Below are 25,049 nucleotides of genomic sequence, written 5' to 3'. Positions count from 1 at the left end.
CGAGGCTCGTTCTCACGGATCGCCTTCAGGATCTGACCAAATGGCGAGTGGATGGTGCGATGGATCAGCGCAAAGCCAAAGATAAAGATGGCAAATACGAAGTAGTACATCGGCAGATTGTCTTCCAGGCTAATCAAGCCCAGCAGTTCACCACGCGGGATACCCTGCAGACCGTTCTCACCACCGGTAAAGGGTGCCTGAACGTAGAGGAAAAACACCAACTGGGCCAGTGCCAGCGTAATCATGGCGAAGTAGATACCCTGACGACGAATCGCCAGCTTACCGAATACAAACCCCATCGCCGCAGAACAAACCGTTCCTATCAGAATTCCAACTTCAGGAGTAACCCCCCACGCCATCACGGTATGACCAGTAATATAACCGCCTGTGGCCAGGAAGGCTGCGTGACCAAAAGAAAGCAGACCGCCATAACCCAGCATCAGGTTAAAAGCACAGGCAAACAGTGCGAAACATAGCACTTTCATCAGGAAAACAGGATAGATAGCAAACGGGGCTACCAGACCGACTACCAACAAAATCACATATAGCATTTTTGACTTAGACATAGACTTATCCGTCGCATTACTGTTTAAGGCTTCCGTTGTCATACTTTATGCCTCCTTACCAAACAGACCTGCAGGACGAACCAGCAGTACAACAATCATCACTAGGAAGATCACCGTAGTGGATGCTTCCGGGTAGAACACTTTCGTCAGACCTTCAATCAGCCCCATCAACAAGCCGGTGACAATGGAACCGAGAATAGACCCCATACCACCAATTACGACCACCGCAAATACTACGATCAGCAAATTAGACCCCATTACTGGGCTTACCGAATAGATGGGTGCGGCCAATACACCGGCAAAGGCGGCCAGCGCTACACCATAGCCATAAGTCAGGGTAATCAACAGCGGCACGTTAATACCGAACGCCTGCAGCAGTTGTGGGTTTTCAGTACCCGCACGTAGATAGGAACCCAGCTTGGTACGCTCAATCATGTACCAGGTACCAAAACAGATAATCAGAGAGGCTACGATAATCCAGGCACGATAGGTCGGCAGGAACATAAAGCCCAGGTTGTTACCACCCGTCAGCGCCTGAGGTACAGAGTATGGCTGACCGGATACACCAAAGAAGTGAATAAAGGAGCCTTCGATCATCAAAGCCAAACCAAAGGTCAGCAGCAGACCGTACAGGTGATCTTCTTTATACAGACGGCGCAGCATAGTCTTCTCAAGAGCAATACCGATTGCAGCGACCACCAGAGGCGCAAATAACAGAGAAACCCAGTAGTTAACACCCAGGAAGTTCAAACCTAACCAAGCCACAAACGCACCCAGCATGTACTGAGCACCGTGTGCAAAGTTAATAATATTTAACAGACCAAAAATAATAGCCAAACCAAGACTTAGCAGCGCATAGAACGAACCATTAATCAGTCCGATCAGTAGCTGACCAAATAATACTTGTGGCGGAAAACCCAGCAACTCAGCCATAACAAAACCCTTATAACGCTCTTAGAAGACGCTATCACCCTCAAAACACAGGTGTAGTTATTTTTATTTTCTTAAAGCAAAACGTAAGCACCTAAACAAAAGCTTCTCTGCTGTTTATCGCTTTTTTTTGCCACCTTGCTCACCACTCATAATCGAGCTATTTAAGCTTATTAGCTGAACAAATGAACTAGGCAAAATCGAAAGACCTTTGTTTAGATGTGCTGCATATCTCTTAGAAAGATCATCCCTGATAGTCATCTCAGGCGGTCCATCCGTGATCACAGTGGGTGGCCATACAACCACCCACTGAGTAACAGATAAGCTAGAGATTAGTTACCTGCAACCAGCTTACACTTAGACTCGGACAGAGGGCGGAACGCCTTATCTGCCGGGATGGTGCGCAGAATCTTATACAGATCCCACTCGCCTTTGGACTCGGAAGGTTTCTTCACTTCAGCCAGGTACATATCGTGGATCATACGACCGTCTTTACGAATCTTACCGTTAGTGGCAAAGAAATCATTGATTGGCGTGTTCTGCATCTGCGCCATTACAGCACCAGACTCATCAGTACCCGCTGCTTTAACCGCATTCAGGTAGTGGTTAACAGAGGAGTAGATACCCGCTTGTACCATGGTTGGCATCTTGCCTGTACGCTCGGAGTAACGCTTAGCCCATGCACGTGTTTCAGGAGTGCGATCCCAGTAGAAACCTGTGGTCAGCTGCAGACCTTGAGTGGTATCCAGCCCCAGACTGTGAACGTCAGTCAGGAAGATCAGCAGACCTGCAATTTTCTGACCTGCTTGTACAACACCAAACTCTTTCGCCGTTTTCAGAGCGTTGGTGGTATCCGCACCGGCGTTAGCCAGACCTACGATTTTCGCGCCAGAAGCCTGAGCCTGTAGGATGAACGAGGAGAAATCGTTGGTTGCCAGTGGGTGACGTACACCACCGACGACCTTACCGCCGCTTTCTTTAACAACAGAGGTTACGTCACCTTCCATTGCGTGGCCAAAGGCGTAATCTGCCGTCAGGAAGAACCAGCTGTCACCACCCTCTTTTACTACCGCTTCACCGGTACCATGTGCCAGCGCATAGGTGTCGTATACATAGTGTACAGAGTTAGCGGTACAGTACTGGTTGGTGATCGCTGAAGAAGCCGAACCGGAAACAATGGAGATCTTATCTTTTGCTTCAACAACCTTGTTTACTGCGATGGTTACCGCAGAGGAAACCATGCCCGCGACCATGTCAACGTTATCAACATCGATCCATTGGCGTACTTTGTTGGCACCGATGTCTGGCTTGTTCTGGTCATCAGCACTTACGATGGTGATTTTTTTACCATTCACTGTGCCACCGAAGTCTTCGATCGCCATTTTAGCGGCTTCCAGACCACCAGGACCTGCCAGTGCACTATAAGTACCGGACATATCTGCCAGGTAACCGATACGAACCTCGTCGTCGGAAATACCTTTAGCCTGGGCCGCACCCGCTGCCGCCATAGCCGATACAATTGCGCTGCACATCAGTTTTTTTAGCATTTTCATAGTCCACTCCATCGCTTTGCGATTTATTGTTGTTGTATCTTTTTGTGGTTTGTTAAGCGGTTTGATTCGTTTGGAGATCAAACCAAGGTTAGGCACTTTTTATTTTTGTTTGCCTGTCACGTTTGCTTTCAGTTTCACCAAGCAAAGCTTAGGTGAAAGTAAGGCAGTAACCGCGACTTACACACCCAGATAGGTGTTAAGCAAATCCATTTTTTCTTCCAGCTCATGGCTGGCAATTTCTTCCACGATAGAACCGTGTTCCATCAGGTAGTGACGATCCGCCAAAGGTGCTGCAAAACGGAAGTTCTGCTCCACCAGTACAATTGTCAATCCTTTATCTTTTAACTTCAGCAGGACTTCGCCCAGCGTCTGCACGATTACCGGTGCCAGACCTTCGGTGATCTCATCCAGTAACAATAGGTTCGCACCGGTACGCAAAATGCGCGCCATGGCCAGCATCTGCTGTTCACCACCAGACAGGCGAGTCCCCTGACTCATACGGCGCTCGTACAGGTTAGGGAACATCTCGTAGATATCATCCAGCGACATACCACCACTGCGTACCGTCGGCGGCAGCATCAGATTCTCTTCAACGTTGAGGCTGGAGAAGATGCCACGCTCTTCCGGACAAAAGCCTACACCTAGGTGAGCGATCTGGTGCGCAGGCATACCTACGGTTTCGTTACCGTTGATCATGATGGAGCCGGTACGCTTACCCACCATATTCATAATGGATTTCAGAGTGGTGGATCGGCCGGAACCGTTACGACCCAGAAGGGTCACCAGCTCACCGCGGTTTACCTTCATATCTATGCCGTGCAGGATATGAGATTCACCGTAGAAGGCATGCAGATCAGCAATACGCAGCTGCTCTACGGCGTTTTTATGATCATGTGTCTCACTCATTTTCACCTCTGCATTCATGCTGCTTTGTCCTCTGCTTCACTCCCCATATAAGCTTCGCGCACATCAGGATTCTGAGAAACCTCTTCATATGGGCCTTCGGTCAGTACAGCACCACGCTGCAGTACGGTAATACGATCAGACAGGTTGGAAACCACGTGCAGGTTGTGCTCAACCATCAGAATGGTACGGCCTGCGGATACCTTTTTGATCAGGTGCATCACACGCTCTACGTCTTCGTGACCCATACCCTGAGTTGGCTCATCCAGCAGCATCAGCTCAGGTTCCAGTGCCAAAGTGGTGGCAAGTTCCAGTGCACGCTTACGACCGTATGGCATCTCAACCGTAATGGTGTCCGCCCACTTCGCCAGGTCTACCTCTTCCAGCAGCTCCATAGCGCGGTCGTTTAATACATTCAGTGTTTTGTCTGATTTCCAGAAGTGGAAAGAGGTGCCCATTTTACGTTGCAGGGCGATACGCACGTTATCCATCACGGTCAGGTGAGGGAAAACAGCAGAGATCTGGAAGGAACGCACCATACCCATCGTGGCAATATCGGTCGGTGTCTGTTGAGTAATGTCCTTGCCATTGAACAGGATGGTACCGCGGGTTGGTGTTAGAAACTTGGTCAACAAGTTAAAGCATGTTGTTTTACCCGCACCATTTGGACCAATCAGAGCATGAATATGGCCACGTTGAACCTGCAGGTTAACGTCGTCAACCGCAGTAAAGCCCTTGAACTCTTTGGTTAACCCTTGGGTTTCCAGCACAAAATCTTGGCTCATTCCAAAGTCCTCGTTAGCCGGGAGACAGTCCGTCGCTGTTTCCCTGAATATTGTTATTGTTGTGTCTTGATGACTGATCCTGGCCTGTTGTTTTTATTGTCGGCTCTTGCAGTCATTCATCTCGTCCATGTCGGGCTATTATCTTCATCCTTGTGGCTATCGCGTTTGCTTGTCTCTCACTTGGACGCGACTAACAATCACGACACTTTTTGATGATTAATAACCTTTACGTAAACGTAACATTAAAGGGTTTAAATTGGTCAGACAATCCCTTTTTTTACCCTGTAGACCAAAGTCTTAGAAGCACTGAAACCCGATCAATTCTTGTGATGATTTTCAGAAAAAACAGCACTAAAACGCGACCATATAGTCACATAAAATCCGTACGAAAAATCCACACATGAAATAAGTGCCTGATCCTGTAAACAAAAGCTGCAAGAACAGATATCCGCATAAACAAAAGATAACTAGCAACCAGCAAAGATCACTAAAAAACAGCAACAAATAGAAAGAGAGGCTGGTTAGCCTCTCTTAGGGAAGAAAATCAGGCTGTTTCAGGTGCTAAGCCTTCCTCAACCATTTTCTCTGTGATTTCCGGCAGAATAGACTCGTCATCGATAGTCGATGGCATCGCATAGTCTTCACCGTTAGCGATCTTTCTCAGCACCGCACGCAGGATCTTACCGGAACGGGTCTTCGGCAGACGATCAACCACCAGAGCCCGGTTAAAGCAAGCGATGGCACCGATCTGCTCACGGATCATGCCGACCAACTCTTTCTCCAGCTCTTTATGGTCAACATCGACACCATCTTTCAGCAGTAACAGACCGACAGGCACCTGACCTTTCAGGCTATCATGGACACCAATCACTGCACATTCAGCGATAGCCGGATGTTTAGCAACCAGCTCCTCCATCTCACCGGTAGACAGGCGGTGACCCGAGACGTTAATCACATCATCGGTACGGCCCATGATATATACAAAGCCATTCTCATCGATATAACCGCCATCACCGGTATGGTAGTAACCTGGGAATTCGCCCAGATAGGAGCTCAGATAACGCGCGTGATCATTCCACAGCGTTTGCGCACAACCCGGAGGTAGCGGCAGCTTAATGGCGATACCACCATTGGTATTCGCATCCAGCTGATTGCCCATAGGGTCCAGTACCTGAACGTCATAACCCGGAACCGGCTTATTGGTAGAACCGACACGGATATCGGTAGAACCCAGCGCCGTACAGGGTGCCGTTACCGGCCAGCCAGTTTCAGTCTGCCACCAGTGATCAAAAATTGGTTTTTGCGAGATCTCATGCAGCCAATGGTAAGTTGGAGAATCCAGCTTCTCACCGGCAACAAAGATATGTTTCAGTGAGGACAGATCGTATTTGCGGAACAGCTCACCCTCTGGATCTTCCTTACGAATCGCGCGGAAGGCGGTCGGTGCAGCAAACATACCGTTCACCTTGTACTCTTCCACCACACGCCAGAAAGTACCGGCATCCGGGGTACGCACAGGCTTACCTTCGAAGAATACCGTGGTACAACCACCCATCAGCGGGCCATACATGATAAAGGAGTGACCAACTACCCAGCCTACGTCAGAGCAGCCCATCCAGACATCACCAGCCTGCATATTGTAGATATTACGCAGCGCATAGTGCAGGGCCACGGCATGACCACCGTTATCACGCACAATGCCTTTCGGCTTACCCGTCGTACCTGAGGTGTACATAATATACAGCGGATCGGTACTCTTCATCGGCGTACAACCCACAGGTTCCGCCTGATTAAACAACTCGTACCAATCCAGATCACGACCTTCCTGCAGCTCAGCTTGAGCCTGCGGACGCTGCAGCACCACAATCTTCTCAGGCTTATGCTCCGCCTGATTCATCGCCTCGTCGACCAGAGGCTTGTATTCGATAACCTTGGTAAATTCGATACCACAAGATGCGGTCAGTACCACCTTAGGTTTGGCATCATTAATACGGATCGCCAGCTCGTGTGGGGCAAAACCACCAAATACCACCGAGTGCACCGCACCGATACGGGCACAAGCCAGCATGGCGATACCGGCTTCAGGCACCATCGGCATATAGATAATCACGCCATCACCCTTGCCTACACCCAGATTGGTCAGCGCACCGGCAAACTGTGCCACCTGATCACGCAGTTCATTGTAGGTGTATTGCTTTTTGGAATCGGTAACAGGAGAGTCATAGATCAGCGCGGTTTGATCGCCGCGACCCTGCTCAATTTGATAATCCAGTGCCAGATAAGCACTGTTCAGCTCGCCATCGCCAAACCAGCGGTGGGTGCCATCAGAAAGGTTTTCCAGAACGGTTTCCGGTTTTTTGAACCAGGCAATTTGATCCGCCTGATCGCCCCAGAATTTTTCCGGCTCGTTCAAAGAACGCTGGTGTTCACTTGCATAACTCATATCGGCCTTCCATTTTTATTTTTGTGATAAACCGTAGGAGACGCTAAGCCACAGGGGCTGTAGTCCTATCCCCTAAAATATCAATTGTGTATACCATTTGGAGTCGGTCGGAAAAGCCCGTGGGCACCTTCCGACGATAACACACCGTCGGATGGCGCTTCGCTTATCCGACCTACTTCTATTTAAAAGAGCACCCTCACTGGCACTCTTATGCATTTCTTTTATGACAAAAAAAGGCCTGTAAAAACAGGCCTTTTTGTAAAACAATTAATCCAGATCAGCGAACATCTTCTGGATGCTGGAGAAGTCCAGGCCACCGTTGCCGTTTGCCGCATGCAGGGCAAACAGGTTACGGGCCATTGAGCCCATAGGGATACTGGCCTTGGATTTCACTGCGTTATCAAACGCCAGACCCAGATCCTTCGCCATCAGGTCAACCATAAAGCCACCCTGATAGTTGTTAGAAGACGGTACACCTTCCATTACACCTGGGTATGGGTTGTAAACCTGCAGCGACCAGTTGTTACCGGAGCTCTTAGACATGATGTCAGACAGTACCGCAGGGTCCAGACCGTTTTTCACGCCCAGACCGATCGCTTCAGTCGTACCCGCCATCAGGATCGCCAGCATCATATTGTTACAGATCTTAGCAACCTGACCTGCGCCTGCATCACCTGCGTGGAAGATGTTTTTACCCATCGCTTCCAGGATCGGCTTAACAGTCTCAAACGCTTCTGCGCTACCGCCAACGATAAAGGACAGCGTACCTGCTTTAGCACCACCCACACCACCGGAAACCGGCGCATCAACCATCATAATGCCACGGCTAGCGGCTTCTTCACCCACACGACGGGCAGACTCAGGAGCAATTGTGCTGGAATCGATAATCACAGTGTTTTTATCAACAATATCCAGCAGGCCAGTGCCATCGATATACAGACCTTCCACATGCTGACTGGCTGGCAGCATGGAAACCACAAAATCAACTCCCTTTGCTGCGTCTTCAACCGTCGCAGCCGCTTTAGCACCTTCTGCAACCAGAGCTTCTACTGCAGCAGGTACTAAATCAAAAACAGTCACCTCATGACCTGCTTTGACCAGATTGGCCGCCATAGGGCCGCCCATATTACCTAAACCGATAAACGCGATTGTGGCCATCTTAATTCTCCGATTTTGTTTTTCTTTTCTGGATTCTTTACGGATCGTTCAGTCGATCCTGAGAAATTCTGTTGTGCTCGTCAGGCTCTCAGTGATTGAGAGCCCGTTTTGTCATCACTTCTTAGTCAGAACGGGTCAAAACCAGTACTGCTATTCAACTAGTAGAGATCACCTAGCGGATGTTCACCTTCCCAAGGGCTTTGGAAGAAGCTATCGATCCACTCGTCTTCAACATCTGCCAGAGTCGCCGCATGCCATTTTGGCTCACGATCTTTATCGATCAGCAGCGCGCGGATACCTTCAGCAAACTCACCCTTGTAAGCCGCCTGTACAGACAGATCCAGCTCCGCCTGGAACACCTCGGCCAGAGACATCTGACGGGTGTAGTTCAGTTGACGCATAATCAGATGCATCGCCGTTGGCGAACCTGCAGCCAGTGCACCGGAAGTGCGGGATAGCCACTTATCGTCTGTGCTCAGGGAGGTGATATTGTCGACCACACCTTCCACATCATCGGCATCAGTCAGCTGCTGAATCAGATCATAGTGCTTACGTACATTGGATTCCGGCAGTTGATCCTGACTGTGACGCTCATGCTGACGCAGTACAGCACTCACTATATGTTCTGCAGAACCGTTCCAGCTCACAGACCGCAACTCATCCATCACCGCATCACGTTTGTCATGAGTAACAAAACGATCAGCTAAGCCAACAAACAGTGCATCTGCAGCATTGATATTGGCACCCGTCAGGCCCAAGAACAGACCGGTACGACCTGGCATACGGTTCAGGAAGAAGCTACCACCCACATCCGGGTACAGACCGATGGTGATCTCTGGCATCGCAAAACGGGAGGATTCGGTCACAACACGGTGACTGGCACCAGCAGTCAGCCCCAGACCGCCACCCATCACAATACCGTTACCCCACAGGATAAATGGCTTGTTAAAGGTGTGGATCAGATAATCCAGACGATACTCGTCGGTAAAGAATTTCTCGGCGTAAGGGTTCGGACCACCCGGGTGCTCAACCATAGAGTTATACAGCTGAACGATATCGCCACCGGCACAAAAAGCCTTATCACCGGCACCTTGCAGCCAAACCGCAACCACCTTGTCGTTGTCCTGCCACTCCAATAACTTTGGATACAGCAGATCAATCATCTCCAGGCTCAGCGCGTTCAGCGCTTTAGGTGCATTCAGGGTGGCAACCCCAAGAATATGACCGTCTTTGGTTGCCAGTTCTTCAAAAATAACAGGCATATCAGACATTAAGCGTTCTTCCATTCTGGCTTACGTTTTTCCAGGAAGGCGTTTACACCTTCTTTCTGGTCCTGAGTGTCGAACAGATCAACAAACAGCTCACGCTCCTGCATGCAGCCAGTGGCCAGAGAGTTATTGCCACGGGCGTTGTGTACCAGCGTCTTACATGCGGTAACAGCAACCGGGCTCTGCTTAGCCACTTTCTCAGCCAGTGCGATAGCGGTTTCCAGACCTTGGCCTTTCGCTACCACTTCTTCTACCAGGCCGATTTTCTCAGCTTTCTCTGCGGTGATACGCTCACCACACAGAATCATGCGTTTTGCCCAGCCTTCACCCACCAGCCAAGCCAGATTCTGAGTACCGCCGGCACATGGCAGCAGGCCAACCGCCGCTTCAGGCAGGGTCATTTGAGCCTGTTCTTCAGCGATGCGAATATCGCATGCCAGAGCACACTCTAAACCACCACCCATGGCATAACCATTAATTGCTGCGATAGAAACACCACGGAACTCTGACAGAGTTTCAAACGCTTCACCGAAGATACGCGCCATATGACGGGCAACGGCTTTATCACCATCGGCAAACTTGTTCAGGTCGGCACCCGCAGAGAAGAACTTCTCGCCCTGGCCAGTCACAACCAGTGCATAGATATCCAGATCCGCATTCAGGTCTTCTATCAGCTTTTTCAGAGCTGGCAGACTTTCATCATCCCAGGTATTTGCCGGAGGATTGTTGATGGTCAGGATCGCTGTATTGCCCTGAACTTCCAGCAGTAGTTTTTCAGTTGTAGACTTCACACTTGATTGATTAGAACCGCTCATCGAATGACCTCCAGCACGCCGTCCATCATGACACGGCGAGATACAATTAAACGCATAATTTCGTTGGTGCCTTCCAGAATCTGGTGCACACGGGCATCCCGCATATAACGCTCAAGCGGGTACTCTTTGATATAACCGTAACCACCGTGCAGCTGAATCGCATCGCTGGTCACGTCAAAACAGGCGTCCGTAGCAAAACGTTTTGCCATGGCGCAGTAAAGGGTTGCTTCGGTGTCTTTCTCATCCAACTTGGTTGCCGCCAAACGCACCATCTGACGGGATGCCACCAGATTAGTCACCATATCGGCCAGTTTGAACTGCAGCGCCTGGAAACTTGCCAGCGGTTTGCCGAACTGCTCGCGCTCCTGCATATAACGCTGGGTATCATTAATCGCCGCTTGAGCCGCACCCAGTGAACAGGTGGCGATATTAATACGACCACCGTCCAGACCTTTCATCGCGATCTTAAAGCCATCCCCCTCGTTACCTATTATATAACGGGCAGGAATACGTACATCTTCGAAAGTGATCAGACGGGTCGGCTGGCTGTTCCAGCCCATTTTCTCTTCTGCTTTACCATAGTGAATGCCTTCCGCATCCGCAGGGACAACAAAGGCAGAAATACCTTTAGGACCGTCTTCCTGAGTACCGGTACGAGCCATAACCACCAGCACATCGGTACTACCGGCACCGGAGATAAACATCTTGCTGCCGTTCAGGACAAAGTCATCGCCATCACGACGGGCAGAAGTACGCAGAGAACCGGCATCGGAACCGGCACCCGGCTCAGTCAGACAGTAGGAGCCCAGTTTTTCACCCATCGCCATCGCCGGTGCAAACTCATCACGCAGCGCTTCATCGGCAAAAGAGGCGATCATCCAGGTAGCCATATTGTGAATGGTGATATAGGCCGTTGTAGAGGTACAACCCATGGCCAGCTCTTCAATAATCACGCTGGCATCCAGACGACTCAGGCCCATGCCACCCGCTTCTTCCGGTACGTAGATACCGCAAAAGCCCATTTCACCGGCTTTTTTGATCACATCAACGGGGAAAATATGCTCAGCATCCCATTGAGCTGCGTGAGGTGCCATTTCGTTTTGTGCAAAGGCCCGTGCCGCATCACGAAATGCGATCTGGTCTTCACTAAGATTGAAATCCATAGTCAGTACCGCCTGCTGTATTGTTCTTCTAATTCAGATCTTTCTGTTCAACACCGGCTACAAAGCGCTTATGGCTTTAGATCGGTGCTGAAAAACCTGTTAATTTGGATAACCCTCTAACCAACCTTTTGTCACTCTCTAATATTTCTAATGTTTAAAAACTAAATAAAATCCAGAGAGTTAGGCCAACGCTTTTTAAAACTCACGCATCAGAGGCTTGATACCTAAACTTTAAAAATAGCTGACGTTTACGTCAACTGAAACAAGTCGTTTAAATTAAAAAATTAACCTCTTGGTAGGGGGGAAGATGTGAAACCTGAAGCAGGGAACAGAAGAGGGGGCAGCCTCTTCTGTTCTTTTCGCTCTATACGAGCCTTCCGACAACCTTATTTCAGGTTGATAGAGAAGTTTGGACCGGATTCAATATCTTCATTAAACCAACGGGCTGTAATCGTCTTGGTCTCAGTGTAGAAACGAACCGCTTGCTTACCATAAGCGTGCTGATCACCGTAGAAAGAACCTTTCCACCCAGTGAAAGAGAAGAATGGCAGTGGCACAGGAATTGGTACATTGATACCCACCTGACCTACTTCGATTTCGTGCTGGAACTTACGCGCAGCCGCACCGGAAGCAGTGAACATGGACGTACCGTTACCGTATGGTGAGTTATTGATCAGCTCAATCGCCTCATCCAGGGTATCAACCTCTACCAGGCACAGCACAGGGCCGAAGATCTCTTCTTGGTAGATGGTCATTTCAGGCTTAACACCTGCGAACAGGGTTGGACCAACCCAGTTACCATCAGGATAACCTTCTACAACACAGTCACGACCATCCAACAGCAGCTCAGCACCTTCGTCTACACCCTTCTGGATCAGACCACAGATACGCTCTTTCGCTTGCGGGCTGATAACAGGACCATAGCTGGCACCCGGGTCGTTCCACGCACCTGGACGCGCCTGCATCAGAGCCTCTTTAATCTCATGTTTCCATTCGCGGGCTTCACCCACCAGAACCGTTACAGAGATCGCCATACAACGCTGACCCGCAGCACCAACAGAAGCACCCGCGATGTTGTTGATGACACGCTGTTTAGCCGCATCTGGCATTACAACCATGTGGTTCTTAGCGCCAGCGAAGCTCTGTACACGCTTCATGTTGTCGGTGCCGGTCTTGTAGATGTACTGACCTACTGGCACAGAACCTACGAAGGAGATCGCACGGATATCTTCATGGTGCAGCAGGAAGTCTACCTGCTCTTTACCACCGTGCAGAATCTGCAGTACCCCTTTTGGTGCGCCTGCTTCTACAAACAGCTCAGCAAGACGCATTGGCGTCAGCGGATCTTGCTCGGAAGGCTTCAGAATAAAGGTGTTACCGGACGCGATCGCCATTGGGTACATCCACAGCGGGATCATCGCAGGGAAGTTGAACGGCGTAATACCTGCACATACACCCAAAGGCTGAATATAGCTATAGGTGTCGATCTCACGTGCTACGTTTTCTACCGTCTCACCCATCATCAGGCTTGGGATGTTAGCAGCGTGTTCAACTACTTCGATACCGCGCCACAGATCGCCTTTAGCGTCTTCGAAAGTCTTACCCGTTTCTGAGCTCAGAATCTCGGCAATTTCATCATGGTGCTCTTTCAGCAGCGCCTGGTAGCGCATCATTACACGGGCACGCTCAGAAACCGGAGTTTCTTTCCATGTTTCGAAAGCAGCTTTAGCGCTTTCGTAAGCGGCTTCCATTTCGCTTTGAGTCGCGAAAGGTACTTCACACAGTACTTCCTGCGTCGCAGGGTTAGTCACAGGGATAAACTGCTCAGACTTACTCTGAACAAATTCACCGTCAATAAAGAGAGGTACGCGTTTTGTCATAATATTCACCTTTCGACTTTCCGGTAGACCGGCTTCTTATTGTTGTAGCTGTTAGTGTTTAGCAAGCTCTTTTCCAGCGTCTTTTAGTTCCAGTTAGCTTCAGTCTAACGACTAGAAGGCGCTGTTTAAATTCACTTGAACGCTATGCCTTGTTACAAAAAACCTAGCGTTTGCTTGGATGACAGTAAAATTAGCACAGCCGAACAGGGGCAAGGATTGACTAAATTGCCCACTTGATGGACTATATTGTGGTCAACAGCTAAGAGCATAGACTAATGTCGCAAACCTCAGATTGGCCCCTCCCCTCTGGCAGTATCCGTTATCTGGTGCCTCAATTTCTGTGTGACAATCTGCGTCAACACCCCTTGACCTGCGGTCTCTACCCAGTCTCATTTGGCAACTACAAACAGGCCAAGGGTCATGAGATGAAACGCCAGAACCATGATGATTACTTAATCATTTACTGCATTCACGGCAAAGCTGACCTGTGGTTAAAAGATCAGTACCATCTGATACAAGGGGGCGATATGTTGATGTTGCCACCAGGAGTGAAACACCATTATAAAACTCATGACGATGATCCCTGGACTATTTACTGGTTGCATATGTCTGGAGAGGATTGTGCACTTGCGGTAGAGCATGCTGGATTTTCGGAAGATATTGTGCTCAGACATTATGGCAGCCACCCTAAAATGATTCAGGATTTTGATAGCCTGATCGACTGCCGATCCAACGGTTATAACCTCAATACCTCCGTTTATGCCGCCAGTTTATTGCGTCAGATACTCTCTTTTATCGCCCTGTTAAAACCGGTCAGCCACAGCAACCGCAGCTCCCAGTTAAACCTGGATACCGTGCATGCGTTAATGCAGGAAAATCTGCATGCCCGGCTGGATCTGGAAACCCTGGCCAGCAAGGTCAACCTGTCCAAATTTCACTTTGTAAATAAGTACAAAGAGATGACGGGCCTCACTCCGATTCAGCATTTCCTGCATATGAAAATCGAACGCGCCTGCTATCTGCTAGACATCACCCAGCAGAGTGTCAGCGAGATCAGCTATAGCCTGGGTTATGAGGACAGCTATTACTTCTCCCGGTTATTTAAAAAGGTGATGGGGATTGCACCAACGCAATATCGGCGTAATCAGTTGCGGTAAATCCTTTTCTCTGGGCTGCAACACTTAACCTCCTGATATCTCTCAACCCAAATATCAGCAATTCCCTACTACCCGACGTATTAATACCGCAGCGCCACATACGACGGGTGTGTTCCCATTTCACGTTTGCTAAAATCCCGCCTTTTCAAAAAGTTAGTAATATACCACGAGATAAACCAAACCCGGCAGGGAGAGTCAAAAAGTTATCTCGTATATTTTCACCTTTACGTAAACGTAAACTTTGGATAGAGTTGTCTGTATTCAGACAGGTAGACAAAATGATTACAAAAAGAACCTACAGTATTAGCGAGCTTTCAAAAGAGTTCGCCGTTACGACCCGAACCATTCGCTTTTATGAACAGCAAGGTCTGATTAACCCTAGCCGTAATGGCCAGACCCGCATCTACAGTGAAAAGGACCGGGTTCGTCTAATGCTGACCCTACGCGGTAAACGCCTGGGCTTTAGCCTGGCGGAAACCAAAGAGCTGTTTGATCTGTACGATTCCACTTTGGAAGGTGATGAAAAGCAGCTCAATCTGATTCTGGGTATTTTGCGTGAAAAGCACGAAAGCCTGGAACAGCAGTTAAACGATATCATCAAGGTTAAACAGGAGCTGGAAAACTACACTGAGCGCTGCGAACGTGCTTTGGACGACGTGCTGAGTAAAAAACAGAAATCTGCTTAAGCCTTGCTGCTATTTAATAGGATCATGTTAACTGTATAGCTTTTAAATCATTGGGTTCTTAATCAATCCGCTCTTGATAAAAGAACCTTGTCTGCCTGAATACACCGAATTACGCTCCAACGAGTCAAGAATAAAAACAATCCCAAAATCACGAAGCAGGATTGCTTCAGAGAAAACAACAAAAAAAGTTCAACCTAGAAGGTGGGTTATGACTACAAAAGCATTGAGCTATGTAAGCGGTATCAGCGAAACGCCTCTTATCGGAATGACCATTGGTGACATGTTTGATGAAACTGTAGCCAAATATCCTGATAATGATGCATTGATCTCCCGTCACCAAAATCTGCGCTACACCTATAAAGAGCTGCAGGCAGAGGTCGACAAATGTGCAAAAGCCTTAATGCACATGGGCGTTAAAAAAGGTGATCGCGTAGGTATGTGGTCGCCTAACAACGCAGAGTGGTGCATCACTCAGTTTGCGACAGCAAAAATTGGTGCAGTTCTGGTAAACGTAAACCCGAGCTACCGTACCCATGAGCTGGAATACGCCTTGAAACAATCTGGCACCAGCACGCTGATCCTACAAGGTGAGTTTAAAGCCTCTCACTACGTCAACATCATCTGTGAACTGGCCCCTGAACTGCGCAGCCAGATTCCGGCTAAGTTCACCTCTGAGCGCCTGCCCGAGCTGAAGCGTGTGATCTGTCTGGATGAAGATCTGGCCACCGAAGGTATGTGGACCTGGTCTGATCTGATGTCGATGCATGATCAGACGACCGATGCCGAGCTGCGCGATCAGCAAGCAACTCTGCAGTTTGATGATCCGATCAATATTCAGTACACCTCAGGTACGACTGGTGCCCCTAAAGGTGCAACTCTGAGTCACCACAATATCCTGAACAACGGCTACTTTGTTGCTCGCGGTATGGACTTTACCGATCAGGATCGCCTGGTGATTCCTGTACCACTGTACCACTGCTTCGGCATGGTAATGGGCAACCTGGGTTGTGTCACTCACGGTGCAACCATGATCTATCCGGCTGATGGCTTTGATCCGGTCACTACCCTGCAAGCTGTCGCAGAAGAAAAAGCCACGGCACTGTACGGCGTACCTACCATGTTTATCGCCGAGCTGGAGCACCCAACCTTTAATGATTATGACCTGAGCACCCTGCGCACCGGTATTATGGCCGGTTCCATCTGCCCAATCGAAGTGATGAAGAATGTTATCGCCAAGATGAACATGAAAGATGTGACCATCTGCTACGGCATGACAGAAACCAGCCCGGTTAGCTTCCAGACCAAGATGGACGCCCCGATCGAGAAACGTGTTTCTACCGTAGGTACTATTCACCCACATCTGGAAGTAAAGCTGGTTGATCCTGAAACCGGTCGCGTGGTTGAGCGTGGCGAGAAAGGTGAACTGTGTACCCGTGGTTACAGCGTGATGCTGGGCTACTGGAATAACGAAGAAGCGACCACTAAATCTATCGACAACGGCTGGATGCACACCGGTGATATGGCCGAGATGGATGAAGAAGGTTACGTTGCGATCACGGGCCGTATCAAAGATATGATCATCCGTGGCGGTGAGAACATCTACCCACGTGAAATCGAAGAGTTCCTGTATACCCACCCAGACGTGAGTGATGTTCAGGTGATCGGTGTACCGGATCAGAAATACGGTGAAGAGGTGATGGCCTGGGTTTCTCTGCATGAAGGCAAAGACCTGAGCGAAGAAGCACTGCGTGAATTTTGTAAGGGTAAGATCGCTCACTTCAAGATTCCACGCTACTTCAAGATCACCCGTGATTTCCCAATGACAGTGACCGGTAAGATCCAGAAGTTCAAGATGCGTGAAATCAGTACAGAAGAGCTGGGTCTGTAAGGATATCGCCTTACCTTTACCTGATACGTTCTTTTCTGTATCAAACACCGATGAAGTGTCTGAAGAGATCAAAGCGGCAATGCCAACCCATTGCCGCTTTTTTATGCCCTACATCTATTTATAATCAGCAATCACAAAGAGGCCGCGATTATGACTTCTAATACCAGCCAAGCGTCCCTCACCGCCCATTATCAAAATGGCAGCGACGAAACCCAGCTCTGGCAACGGATCAGTGACGCGCTGGAAAATGCAGGCATGCAATCCGGTGAGCTTAATAGCGCTTTACTGGCCCCGGTTGACCAGCTACATATCGGTGGTCGCCAGGCAACAACGCGCTTACTGGAAAAAGCCGCATTAACACCGGAAAGCCATATTCTGGAAATAGGTTCAGGTCTGGGCGGAGCCTCACGTTTACTGGCCGATACCCTGGATGCCCATATCACCGCCGTGGATATCACGCCCAGCTTTACCTTTGCCTGTCAGCAGATTAACCACATTCTGGGCTACAGTTGCATCCACTCTATTTGTGCCGACGCCTGTGAGCTGGATCAACTGCCAGATAACAGCCAGGACGCAATCTGGAGTCAGCACACCATAATGAATATTCCGGATAAAGATCGCCTGCTAGAGACTCTTAATCGCGTACTAAAACCGGGTGGTAAGCTGCTGCTGCATGAAGTGATTGCCGGTAGCAATCCAGAGCCACTGCAGCTGCCCGTGCCTTGGGCCAGCAGCGACTCCCTAAGCCACTTACCCGACGGTGAAAGCTTCCAACACCAGCTGGCTCAAGCAGGATTTGATGTTGTGATGTGGGACGATATTACCGACTCCGCACTGCAATGGCGCAATAAACATACCCAACGGGAAGCCGGTAAAAGCCAACAAGGCGATACCCAAAAGCGCTCACCACTGAGCCCGCTACTGGTATTTGGCGAACAATTCCTGGCTATGGGAAAAAATATTCAACAGAATCTGGCCGATAGCAAAATATCTATCGTGCAGGCAGTGCTGATTAAGCGATAAGGCCGCCCGTTGACGGACTGCTGTTTAACGGCTTACTCGTTAAACAGCCTATTGTTAACCATTCTATCGTTCAGCAGCTAAAACATTGGCGCTGATTATGACAACCCCATGAAAGATTAAGGGATTAACACTAAAAGAGAATTTACTATGTAAAACATTATTTTATTATGATTTAGGTAATTAAAAATCAACTTAGACAGGCACTGCATGCCTACTCCGGTGTTCGTCGAGAACCCACTGTATCAGGATAGTTGGCACCGCAATTATCGGATTGATAGAAACGCCAACAGACACGCAACAATGGTCAAACAATAATTATAATGACCAGAGCTGAGTCGCAGGAGTTCTTGGCCACCCGGCCAATATCACGGAGATGAAATATATGAGCCCAAATGGAAATGCGCTTTCCTCAGCACAGGGCACCTCGCTGGTTACCCGCATGATGCTCACTGTGCTACTACCCATCCTGATTATTATGACAGCACTGACCGTCTGGCTTTATCAGGAGATCAAACAGGATACTTCGCAGCAGATTCTCACTTCCGGACAGAAGCTGAATAGTGCCAAGAGTGCTGAAATTGGTGCTATTTTGCATGGCCTGCAGGAAGATGTCGCTATTTTAGCGACCAATGACATGCTTGCCAGCCCTAAACGCCAGGGTCAACTGATCCCCTGGATGCGGGACAACCTGACAGCCTTACCCAGCGCCGAAATGATGTTTTTTGTTGGTCTGGATGGTAACGCCACCTACATCAGCGCAGGTGGAAAAACTGGACAGGCAAACCTAAGCCAAAGGGGTTATGTACAAACATTACTGGCAGGTAAACAGCAGCAACTGATGACCAACCCTGTTATCTCCAAAGCGACTCAATTACCTATTTCGGTGATAGCTCATATTGTCAAAGATCAGCAAGGCCAGATCTCAGGAATTCTGGCAATTACCATCACTCTGGATGTATTAAGCGAGATTGCGGCAGCTTCCAGCCTGACCGATAGCAGCTACGGCTGGATTATTGATGGCACGGGCCTGATCATTGCTCACCCCTCGGCCAAAGCCAGGATGAGCGTCAATGTCACCGATGCAGATAAACATGGCTTTACGGGTCTGGATGCTTACGGTAGAAAAATGGTATCAGGAGAATCCGGCGTGGGTGAAATTCTGAATATTCAGAAAGAACCGGTCACCATGATTTACTCTCAAATCCCCAGCACGCCAGGCTGGACCTTTGGTATATCAGTTCCCTCTGCTGATCTGTACGCCTCGGCTAACAATCTGTCCCGCCTGTTGATCATCGCCATGCTGACAACTCTGGTCATGGTTATTATTCTGGTTATTGCTTCCAGCCTGCATCTGGCTAAACCCATTCGTGCACTTGCACGGGCCATGGCGCAGGTAGCTCAGAATGATAACGGCGTTGAAGCCCGCCTGACAGCTGAAGGCCCGCTGGAAATACAGGCTGTCACCCGGAACTTTAACGCCTTTATGGAGAAGCTCAGCAACTCAGTTCACACCATGAAGTCCGTGGCAGATAGCCTTAATAGTCAAGCCTCCCGCCTGGAAAGTACCGGTAGCACACTTGTACGACAGATCGATAGCCAATCCAGAGAGATGGATCAGGTTGCTGTAGCCGCTGATCAGCTGACGGCTACCTTTGATGAAGTTGCCCGTAGCGCTCAAATGGCATCCGATGAAAGCGTAAAAGTGAAAGAGCAGGCAAAACTGGGTTATCAGGCCATCATTGATAACCAGAAACAAGTCAGCGCTCTGTCCACTCATATTGGCGAGGCTGCTGATGAACTGAAACAACTGCATCAATCCAGCGAACAAATCGGAGAAGTACTATCCAGCATCACCAGTATCGCCGAACAGACCAACCTGCTGGCACTGAACGCTGCCATTGAAGCCGCCCGCGCTGGTGAGCATGGCAGAGGCTTTGCCGTAGTAGCCGATGAAGTTCGTACCCTATCCGAGCAAACCCGTCAGTCCACTGAGAAAACTCAAAGTGTGATTGAAGGCCTACAACAGCTGATCAATAGTGCCGTGGCGACTATGGACAAAGGCGCTATTGAGGCTCAGCAGACCGTCACCCGTTCACAGGAAGCGGAGCGTGCTCTGGGCGATATCCAACAAGCGGTAACTCAGCTGGAACAGAAAAACCTACAGATCGCCAGCGCAACCGAAGAGCAACAGGCGACCATGGATGAGGTCAATAAAAACATGAGTCAACTGGCTCATGCCGTGGGTATTCTAAAGGGTGAAACCGATGATATCCGTGAACAGAGCCAGCAGATTGCCTATGCAGGCGAACAGATGAAACAGGTAGCGAACTCGATTTAAGATCGAATACGCCTGAGTTGTAACAAGCCAAGCTTGGTCTGATAAAGGTCATTGTTCTAGATCAAGCTTGGCACCAATACAGATTGCCTGAATCCCCCCAATCATCAATCTTCGCATCTGCAACATAATATTACTATTTCATTGTTTACACTATTTCCCGACAGAGGCATGATAAGCATAAATATTTTAAGGTATTCCTGATAAGGGTTACTTTTTTAAGCTGTGCTATGGTGAATGGCTTAAGCAGACTTTTAAACGGATGACAGTACCAGGAGGTAGTCGTGTCCCAGCTTTTGATTCGTTATTCCCGAATTCTTGAAATTGTTGGCGATATCGTCAAAGTTCATGTTCCTACCTCTGACACCGGCTCATCTCAAATCAGCTTTGGTGATCTTGCGCTAATCGAAAGCCGGGATGAAGACCAGGCTATTCTCCCCCGCTCCGCTCAGGTCATCCTGCTGGATGGCGAAGAGATCTCGCTGCAGGTTTTTTCCGGCACAAAAGGCTTATCAACCCATTCAGTCGTACGATTTCTGGGGCGCCCTATGGAGGTGACTTTCTCACCGAATATTTTGGGTCGTACCTTTTCTGGCACAGGTCAACCTATTGATGGTGGCCCGGCCCTGACTGATGAACCCCGTATTGAGATTGATGGTCCAACGGTTAACCCCGCACGACGTATTCTCGCATCTCATATGATTCGCACCGATGTACCTATGATTGATGTTTTCAACTGTCTGGTTGAAAGCCAGAAGATCCCTATTTTCTCGGTTGCCGGAGAGCCCTATAACCAGCTATTAGCTCGAATTGGTGCCCAGGCCGATGCGGATATTGTGGTGTTTGGTGGTATCGGTCTGATTTTTGATGACTACCATTTCTTTAAGCGTACCTTTGAGGAAGCCGGAGCTTCAGCCCGTACCGTAATGTTTGTGCATCAGGGTTCTGACCCTACGGTTGAGGCGCTGCTGGTACCGGATATGGCGCTGGCTGTGGCAGAGCGCTATGCAGTAAATGAAGGCAAACGGGTATTGGTATTGCTGACCGATATGACCGCTTATGCCGATGCGTTAAAAGAGGTCGGCATCTCCATGGAGCACGTACCCTCTAACAGGGGTTATATTGGTGATCTCTACTCCCAGCTGGCCCGTCGTTATGAAAAGGCCTGTGATTACAAGGGCGCAGGTTCGGTAACGATTTTGTCGGTAACGACCATGCCGGGTGATGATGTCACTCACCCGGTACCGGATAATACCGGCTATATCACCGAAGGGCAGTTCTATCTGCACAATGGCGTTATCGACCCGTTTGGTTCTCTATCCCGCCTGAAACAGCACGTGATTGGTAAAGTAACCCGTGAAGATCACAGCCAGATTATGAACACCCTGATCCGTTTTTATGCAGCCTCACAGGATGCGGAACAGAAGCAGGCGATGTCCTTTGAACTCAGCGAGTTTGATGAGCGGGTATTAAAGTTTGGTCACCTGTTCCAGCAAACCTTTATGGATATTGAGGTCAGCATGCCTCTGGAAGAGGCACTGGATACCGGCTGGTCTATTTTGGCTCAATGCTTTAAGGAAGAAGAGTTGCTGATGAAGCAGCACTTGATCGATAAATACTTTCCCAAAGCAAGCGTAACTGACCACTCTCCGGAAAACGTCTGACAGGAGTTAACGCGTGGGTAAGCTGGCACTAAATAAAAGCACCCTTAACAAGGAGGGCCGCAAGGTCAAGGCATACCGGAAGTTTGTTCCTGCCCTTGATCTGAAGCGGAAACAATTGTTGGCCGAACGGGCACAATCACGCAGGACACTGACCGAACTGGAGCACTCGCTGGAAACGATCCGCCAGCGGGTCAGGGAGCAACTACCGATGTTGTCCAACTATCAGGGCAATGTAGACCAGCTGGTGACAATCGAGCATTTCTCCCTACGCCAGATCAACCTTGTGGGTATTCGCTTACCAGAGCTGGAAAGTGTCTCCCTTAAAGTGCAGCCCTACTCAACATTAGCGACCGAACACTGGCTTGATCCTATGGTCGACCTGCTGAAAGAGAGTGTTGAACTGCAACTGACTCAACAGATTCTGAATAAGCGGCTAGAGCTGCTGGATGTCGGCCTGCGCAAAACAACCCAACGCCTGAATCTGTTTGATAAAGTACTGATTCCTCAGGCAGAGAAAAACATCCGTAAAATCCGTATTGCTCTGTCCGACTCTGAGCGGGCCGGGGTAGTCACCTCCAAAATTGCCAAGAACAAACGGCTGAAGGCAGGTATTGCATGAGTATCCTCCAGCTTAAAAAAGCCTCTATCGTGGGGCTGAGTCATGATAAAACCTCAATCCTGGATGCCCTGCAATCCCTGGGACTGCTGCATGTTATCCCGTTAGCGGATGCGGTCACCAAACCCAGTGCGGATGTGGAAGAAACCAATCCTGAGCTGCTGAAACGCTCTCTTCAGTACCTGCTCAGCAGTCCACAGAAAAGGCGTCAGGTGACCCGGGCGGATCAGCTAAACCTGGATACTGTGCTGAAGCAGGTGGATCATAACCGTCAGCATCGTATCCGGTTGAGTGAAAAACGGGATTTTCTTGATAAACGTATTAAGGATCTCGAACCCTGGGGTGAATTTACCCTACCTGAACTATCTGATCTGAACCATCATAAACTCTGGTTCTATCTGGTGCCCAATTACAAGATGCAGGATGTTGAGCACTCACATCTTCCCTGGATGCAGGTACACCGGGATAACCGTCACACCTATATCGTTGTCATTGCGTCTGAGGAACCCGATAGCACTGTTATGCCGGTGCCACGCACTCATACCGGCTACGTTCCTCTTAGCCAACTGAAAGAGCAGCTGGAAGAGACTGAAATTCAGTTAGAGGCTGCCGACGGTGAACGGGAAGCCTTGACCCGTTGGATCTATCTGCTTCAGCACAGTGTTGCCAGAACAGAAGACCAGGCCTTGCTGGATGAGATCTCGACCAAAACCCGTGATTATGGTGAGGTGTTTGCCTTACAGGGCTGGATTGCTGAACGGGATCTGCCACAACTGGAAGCCTTTGCCACTGAGCAAGGACTGGTATTGCTGGAAGAAGCCCCACGGGATGATGAGAACCCACCAACTTTACTCGATAACCCGGAAGTATACGGTGGTGGTCAGGAAGTGGTGAGCTTTTTCCAAACACCCAACTATCGCAGCTGGGACCCCTCCCGTGTGGTGTTTTTCTCTTTTGTCAGTTTCTTCGCCATCATCATGTCGGATGCGGGCTACTCCCTGCTGTTTGGGGCGGTCATCGCCTGGAAATGGCAGGCGATGGGCAGCAGTGAAACAGGCCGACGCCTGCGTCTTATGGGCGCAGCCCTGACCGGAGCCGGTGTGTTCTGGGGCATACTGGTGGGCAGCTACTTCGGTGCATCAGCCCCTGTATCACTGCTCGGGAATATGAAGCTGCTCGACTTGAACGATTTTGACACCATGATGGCGCTCTCTATCACCATAGGAGCCTTACACCTGGTACTGGCCAATCTATTGATGGCCTGGGTCAGGCGGGGTAACCATCAAAGTCTCTCCTCTGTCGGCTGGGCTATTGCGGTTTTCTCCGCGCTGATGGGCTGGCTTATGGGCTTTAACCTGCTGCACTGGTTTATATTTACAGTGGGCCTGCTGATGGTGCTGCTGTTTTCCACACCGGCCAACGAGTTCAGTGTCAGCCGGATACTGTCTGGCCTGCTGGCACTCACCAACGTGACTAAAATTTTTGGCGATGTACTCAGCTATCTGCGCCTGTTTGCTCTCGGCCTTGCCAGTGCTTCTCTGGCGATCACCTTTAATCAGTTGGCCGCCGATGTGGGCAATGCGCTGCCCGGTATCGGGCTATTATTGCATCTTCTGATTCTGCTGACAGGCCACCTGCTGAATTTTGTCTTGACGGTAGTCAGTGGTGTTATTCACGGCTTACGTCTTAATCTGATCGAGTTTTATAACTGGAGTTTGGCTGATGAAGGCTACCCCTTCCAGCCTTTTGCAAAACAGGAGGTAACACCTTGGACAACCTGATCTTAGCCCTGGGATGGGCCGGTTTATACGGACCGATGGCACTGGGCGCAATTGGCAGTATGATCGGATGTTCTCTCGCAGGACAAGCCGCTGCAGGCGCGCTCTTGGAAACAGAAACAGGCCATGGCCGTTATATCGGTATATCCGCCATGCCCTCCTCTCAGTCGATTTACGGCATCGTGGTGATGTTTGCCCTGAACCGTGAACTGACGCTGGGTAATGCCCCGGGTCTTGCGGCTATCGGTCTGCTGTGTGGTCTGGCCCTGATGTTCAGTGCCATCTATCAGGGGCGTAGCTGTGCTTCTGCGATCAATGTCTCCAAAATCCGCCCTGAGATCTTTGGTATGTCGCTGGCCCCGGCGGCTATCGTAGAAGGTTTTGCGGTATTTGCTTTTATCTTCGCTCTGGTGATCAGTGCCGGTTTACCGGCTTAGG

General features: G+C 49.5%; 20 protein-coding genes. 9 read left to right on the top strand and 11 right to left on the bottom strand.

Features of this window, described 5'->3' with window-relative positions; translation table 11 throughout:
- The 11 genes from H579_RS0115840 to H579_RS0115790 form a co-directional block, all read right to left on the bottom strand.
- Nucleotides 1-551, bottom strand: a 551-nt coding sequence (locus H579_RS0115840) for a branched-chain amino acid ABC transporter permease (RefSeq protein WP_211224732.1), incomplete at its 3' end; no start/stop codon positions are given.
- A gap of 60 nt (nt 552-611) precedes the next feature.
- The gene (locus H579_RS0115835) at nt 612-1,499 is read right to left on the bottom strand and encodes a branched-chain amino acid ABC transporter permease (protein ID WP_028301513.1); all 888 of its coding nucleotides are present in this window, start codon (nt 1,497-1,499) and stop codon (nt 612-614) included.
- Nucleotides 1,500-1,828: 329 nt separating this feature from the next.
- Nucleotides 1,829-3,049, bottom strand: coding sequence for an ABC transporter substrate-binding protein (locus tag H579_RS0115830; RefSeq protein ID WP_028301512.1), 1,221 nt, complete (start codon nt 3,047-3,049; stop codon nt 1,829-1,831).
- A 177-nt stretch (nt 3,050-3,226) separates the two neighbouring features.
- The gene (locus tag H579_RS0115825) at nt 3,227-3,973 is read right to left on the bottom strand and encodes an ABC transporter ATP-binding protein (protein ID WP_102049364.1); all 747 of its coding nucleotides are present in this window, start codon (nt 3,971-3,973) and stop codon (nt 3,227-3,229) included.
- On the bottom strand, nt 3,970-4,737 hold the full coding sequence (locus tag H579_RS0115820; RefSeq protein ID WP_028301510.1) for an ABC transporter ATP-binding protein: 768 nt from the start codon (nt 4,735-4,737) through the stop codon (nt 3,970-3,972). The genes H579_RS0115825 and H579_RS0115820 overlap by 4 nt, the downstream gene beginning before the upstream one ends.
- 544 nt (nt 4,738-5,281) lie before the next feature.
- Entirely contained in the window at nt 5,282-7,180 is a 1,899-nt protein-coding gene (locus H579_RS0115815; RefSeq protein WP_028301509.1) for a propionyl-CoA synthetase, read from the bottom strand.
- Between the two features lie 267 nt (nt 7,181-7,447).
- Nucleotides 7,448-8,383, bottom strand: coding sequence for a 3-hydroxyisobutyrate dehydrogenase (mmsB, locus tag H579_RS0115810; protein ID WP_281167059.1), 936 nt, complete (start codon nt 8,381-8,383; stop codon nt 7,448-7,450).
- A gap of 113 nt (nt 8,384-8,496) precedes the next feature.
- The gene (locus H579_RS0115805) at nt 8,497-9,609 is read right to left on the bottom strand and encodes an enoyl-CoA hydratase/isomerase family protein (RefSeq protein ID WP_036566403.1); all 1,113 of its coding nucleotides are present in this window, start codon (nt 9,607-9,609) and stop codon (nt 8,497-8,499) included.
- Nucleotides 9,609-10,421 carry an enoyl-CoA hydratase gene (locus H579_RS0115800; RefSeq protein WP_051227689.1) on the bottom strand — a complete coding sequence of 271 codons (813 nt, stop codon included), beginning with the start codon at nt 10,419-10,421 and terminating at the stop codon, nt 9,609-9,611. Before H579_RS0115800 ends, H579_RS0115805 begins: the two co-directional genes overlap by 1 nt.
- Nucleotides 10,418-11,584, bottom strand: coding sequence for an acyl-CoA dehydrogenase family protein (locus tag H579_RS0115795; RefSeq protein ID WP_028301505.1), 1,167 nt, complete (start codon nt 11,582-11,584; stop codon nt 10,418-10,420). Before H579_RS0115795 ends, H579_RS0115800 begins: the two co-directional genes overlap by 4 nt.
- Before the next feature lie 386 nt (nt 11,585-11,970).
- Complete coding sequence (locus tag H579_RS0115790; protein ID WP_028301504.1) at nt 11,971-13,464, bottom strand: CoA-acylating methylmalonate-semialdehyde dehydrogenase; 1,494 nt, start codon at nt 13,462-13,464, stop codon at nt 11,971-11,973.
- Between the two features lie 275 nt (nt 13,465-13,739).
- On the opposite strand from H579_RS0115790, the gene H579_RS0115785 reads away from it, so the two are divergent.
- The 9 genes from H579_RS0115785 (at nt 13,740) to H579_RS0115745 (ending at nt 25,048) form a co-directional block, all read left to right on the top strand.
- Nucleotides 13,740-14,621 (top strand): AraC family transcriptional regulator, encoded by an 882-nt coding sequence (locus H579_RS0115785; RefSeq protein WP_028301503.1) that lies wholly within the window; start codon nt 13,740-13,742, stop codon nt 14,619-14,621.
- A 278-nt stretch (nt 14,622-14,899) separates the two neighbouring features.
- Entirely contained in the window at nt 14,900-15,307 is a 408-nt protein-coding gene (locus H579_RS0115780) for a MerR family transcriptional regulator (protein WP_028301502.1), read from the top strand.
- A gap of 208 nt (nt 15,308-15,515) precedes the next feature.
- Nucleotides 15,516-17,195 carry an AMP-binding protein gene (locus tag H579_RS0115775; protein ID WP_028301501.1) on the top strand — a complete coding sequence of 560 codons (1,680 nt, stop codon included), beginning with the start codon at nt 15,516-15,518 and terminating at the stop codon, nt 17,193-17,195.
- Nucleotides 17,196-17,345: 150 nt separating this feature from the next.
- Nucleotides 17,346-18,218 carry a class I SAM-dependent methyltransferase gene (locus H579_RS25915; protein ID WP_051227688.1) on the top strand — a complete coding sequence of 291 codons (873 nt, stop codon included), beginning with the start codon at nt 17,346-17,348 and terminating at the stop codon, nt 18,216-18,218.
- Nucleotides 18,219-18,600: 382 nt separating this feature from the next.
- Entirely contained in the window at nt 18,601-20,556 is a 1,956-nt protein-coding gene (locus H579_RS0115765) for a methyl-accepting chemotaxis protein (protein WP_169449718.1), read from the top strand.
- Between the two features lie 281 nt (nt 20,557-20,837).
- Nucleotides 20,838-22,217, top strand: a complete 1,380-nt coding sequence (locus tag H579_RS0115760) for a V-type ATP synthase subunit B (RefSeq protein WP_028301499.1) — start codon at nt 20,838-20,840, stop codon at nt 22,215-22,217.
- 13 nt (nt 22,218-22,230) lie between these two features.
- On the top strand, nt 22,231-22,836 hold the full coding sequence (locus tag H579_RS0115755) for a V-type ATP synthase subunit D (protein WP_028301498.1): 606 nt from the start codon (nt 22,231-22,233) through the stop codon (nt 22,834-22,836).
- Entirely contained in the window at nt 22,833-24,614 is a 1,782-nt protein-coding gene (locus H579_RS0115750; protein WP_028301497.1) for a V-type ATP synthase subunit I, read from the top strand. The genes H579_RS0115755 and H579_RS0115750 overlap by 4 nt, the downstream gene beginning before the upstream one ends.
- Nucleotides 24,602-25,048, top strand: coding sequence for an ATP synthase subunit C (locus H579_RS0115745; RefSeq protein ID WP_028301496.1), 447 nt, complete (start codon nt 24,602-24,604; stop codon nt 25,046-25,048). Before H579_RS0115750 ends, H579_RS0115745 begins: the two co-directional genes overlap by 13 nt.
- Nucleotide 25,049 lies beyond the last annotated feature (1 nt).

The organism is Oceanospirillum beijerinckii DSM 7166 (assembly GCF_000422425.1).
GTDB classification, from domain to species: Bacteria; Pseudomonadota; Gammaproteobacteria; order Pseudomonadales; family Halomonadaceae; genus Oceanospirillum; species Oceanospirillum beijerinckii.
This window is presented reverse-complemented; position numbering and strand designations above follow the sequence as displayed.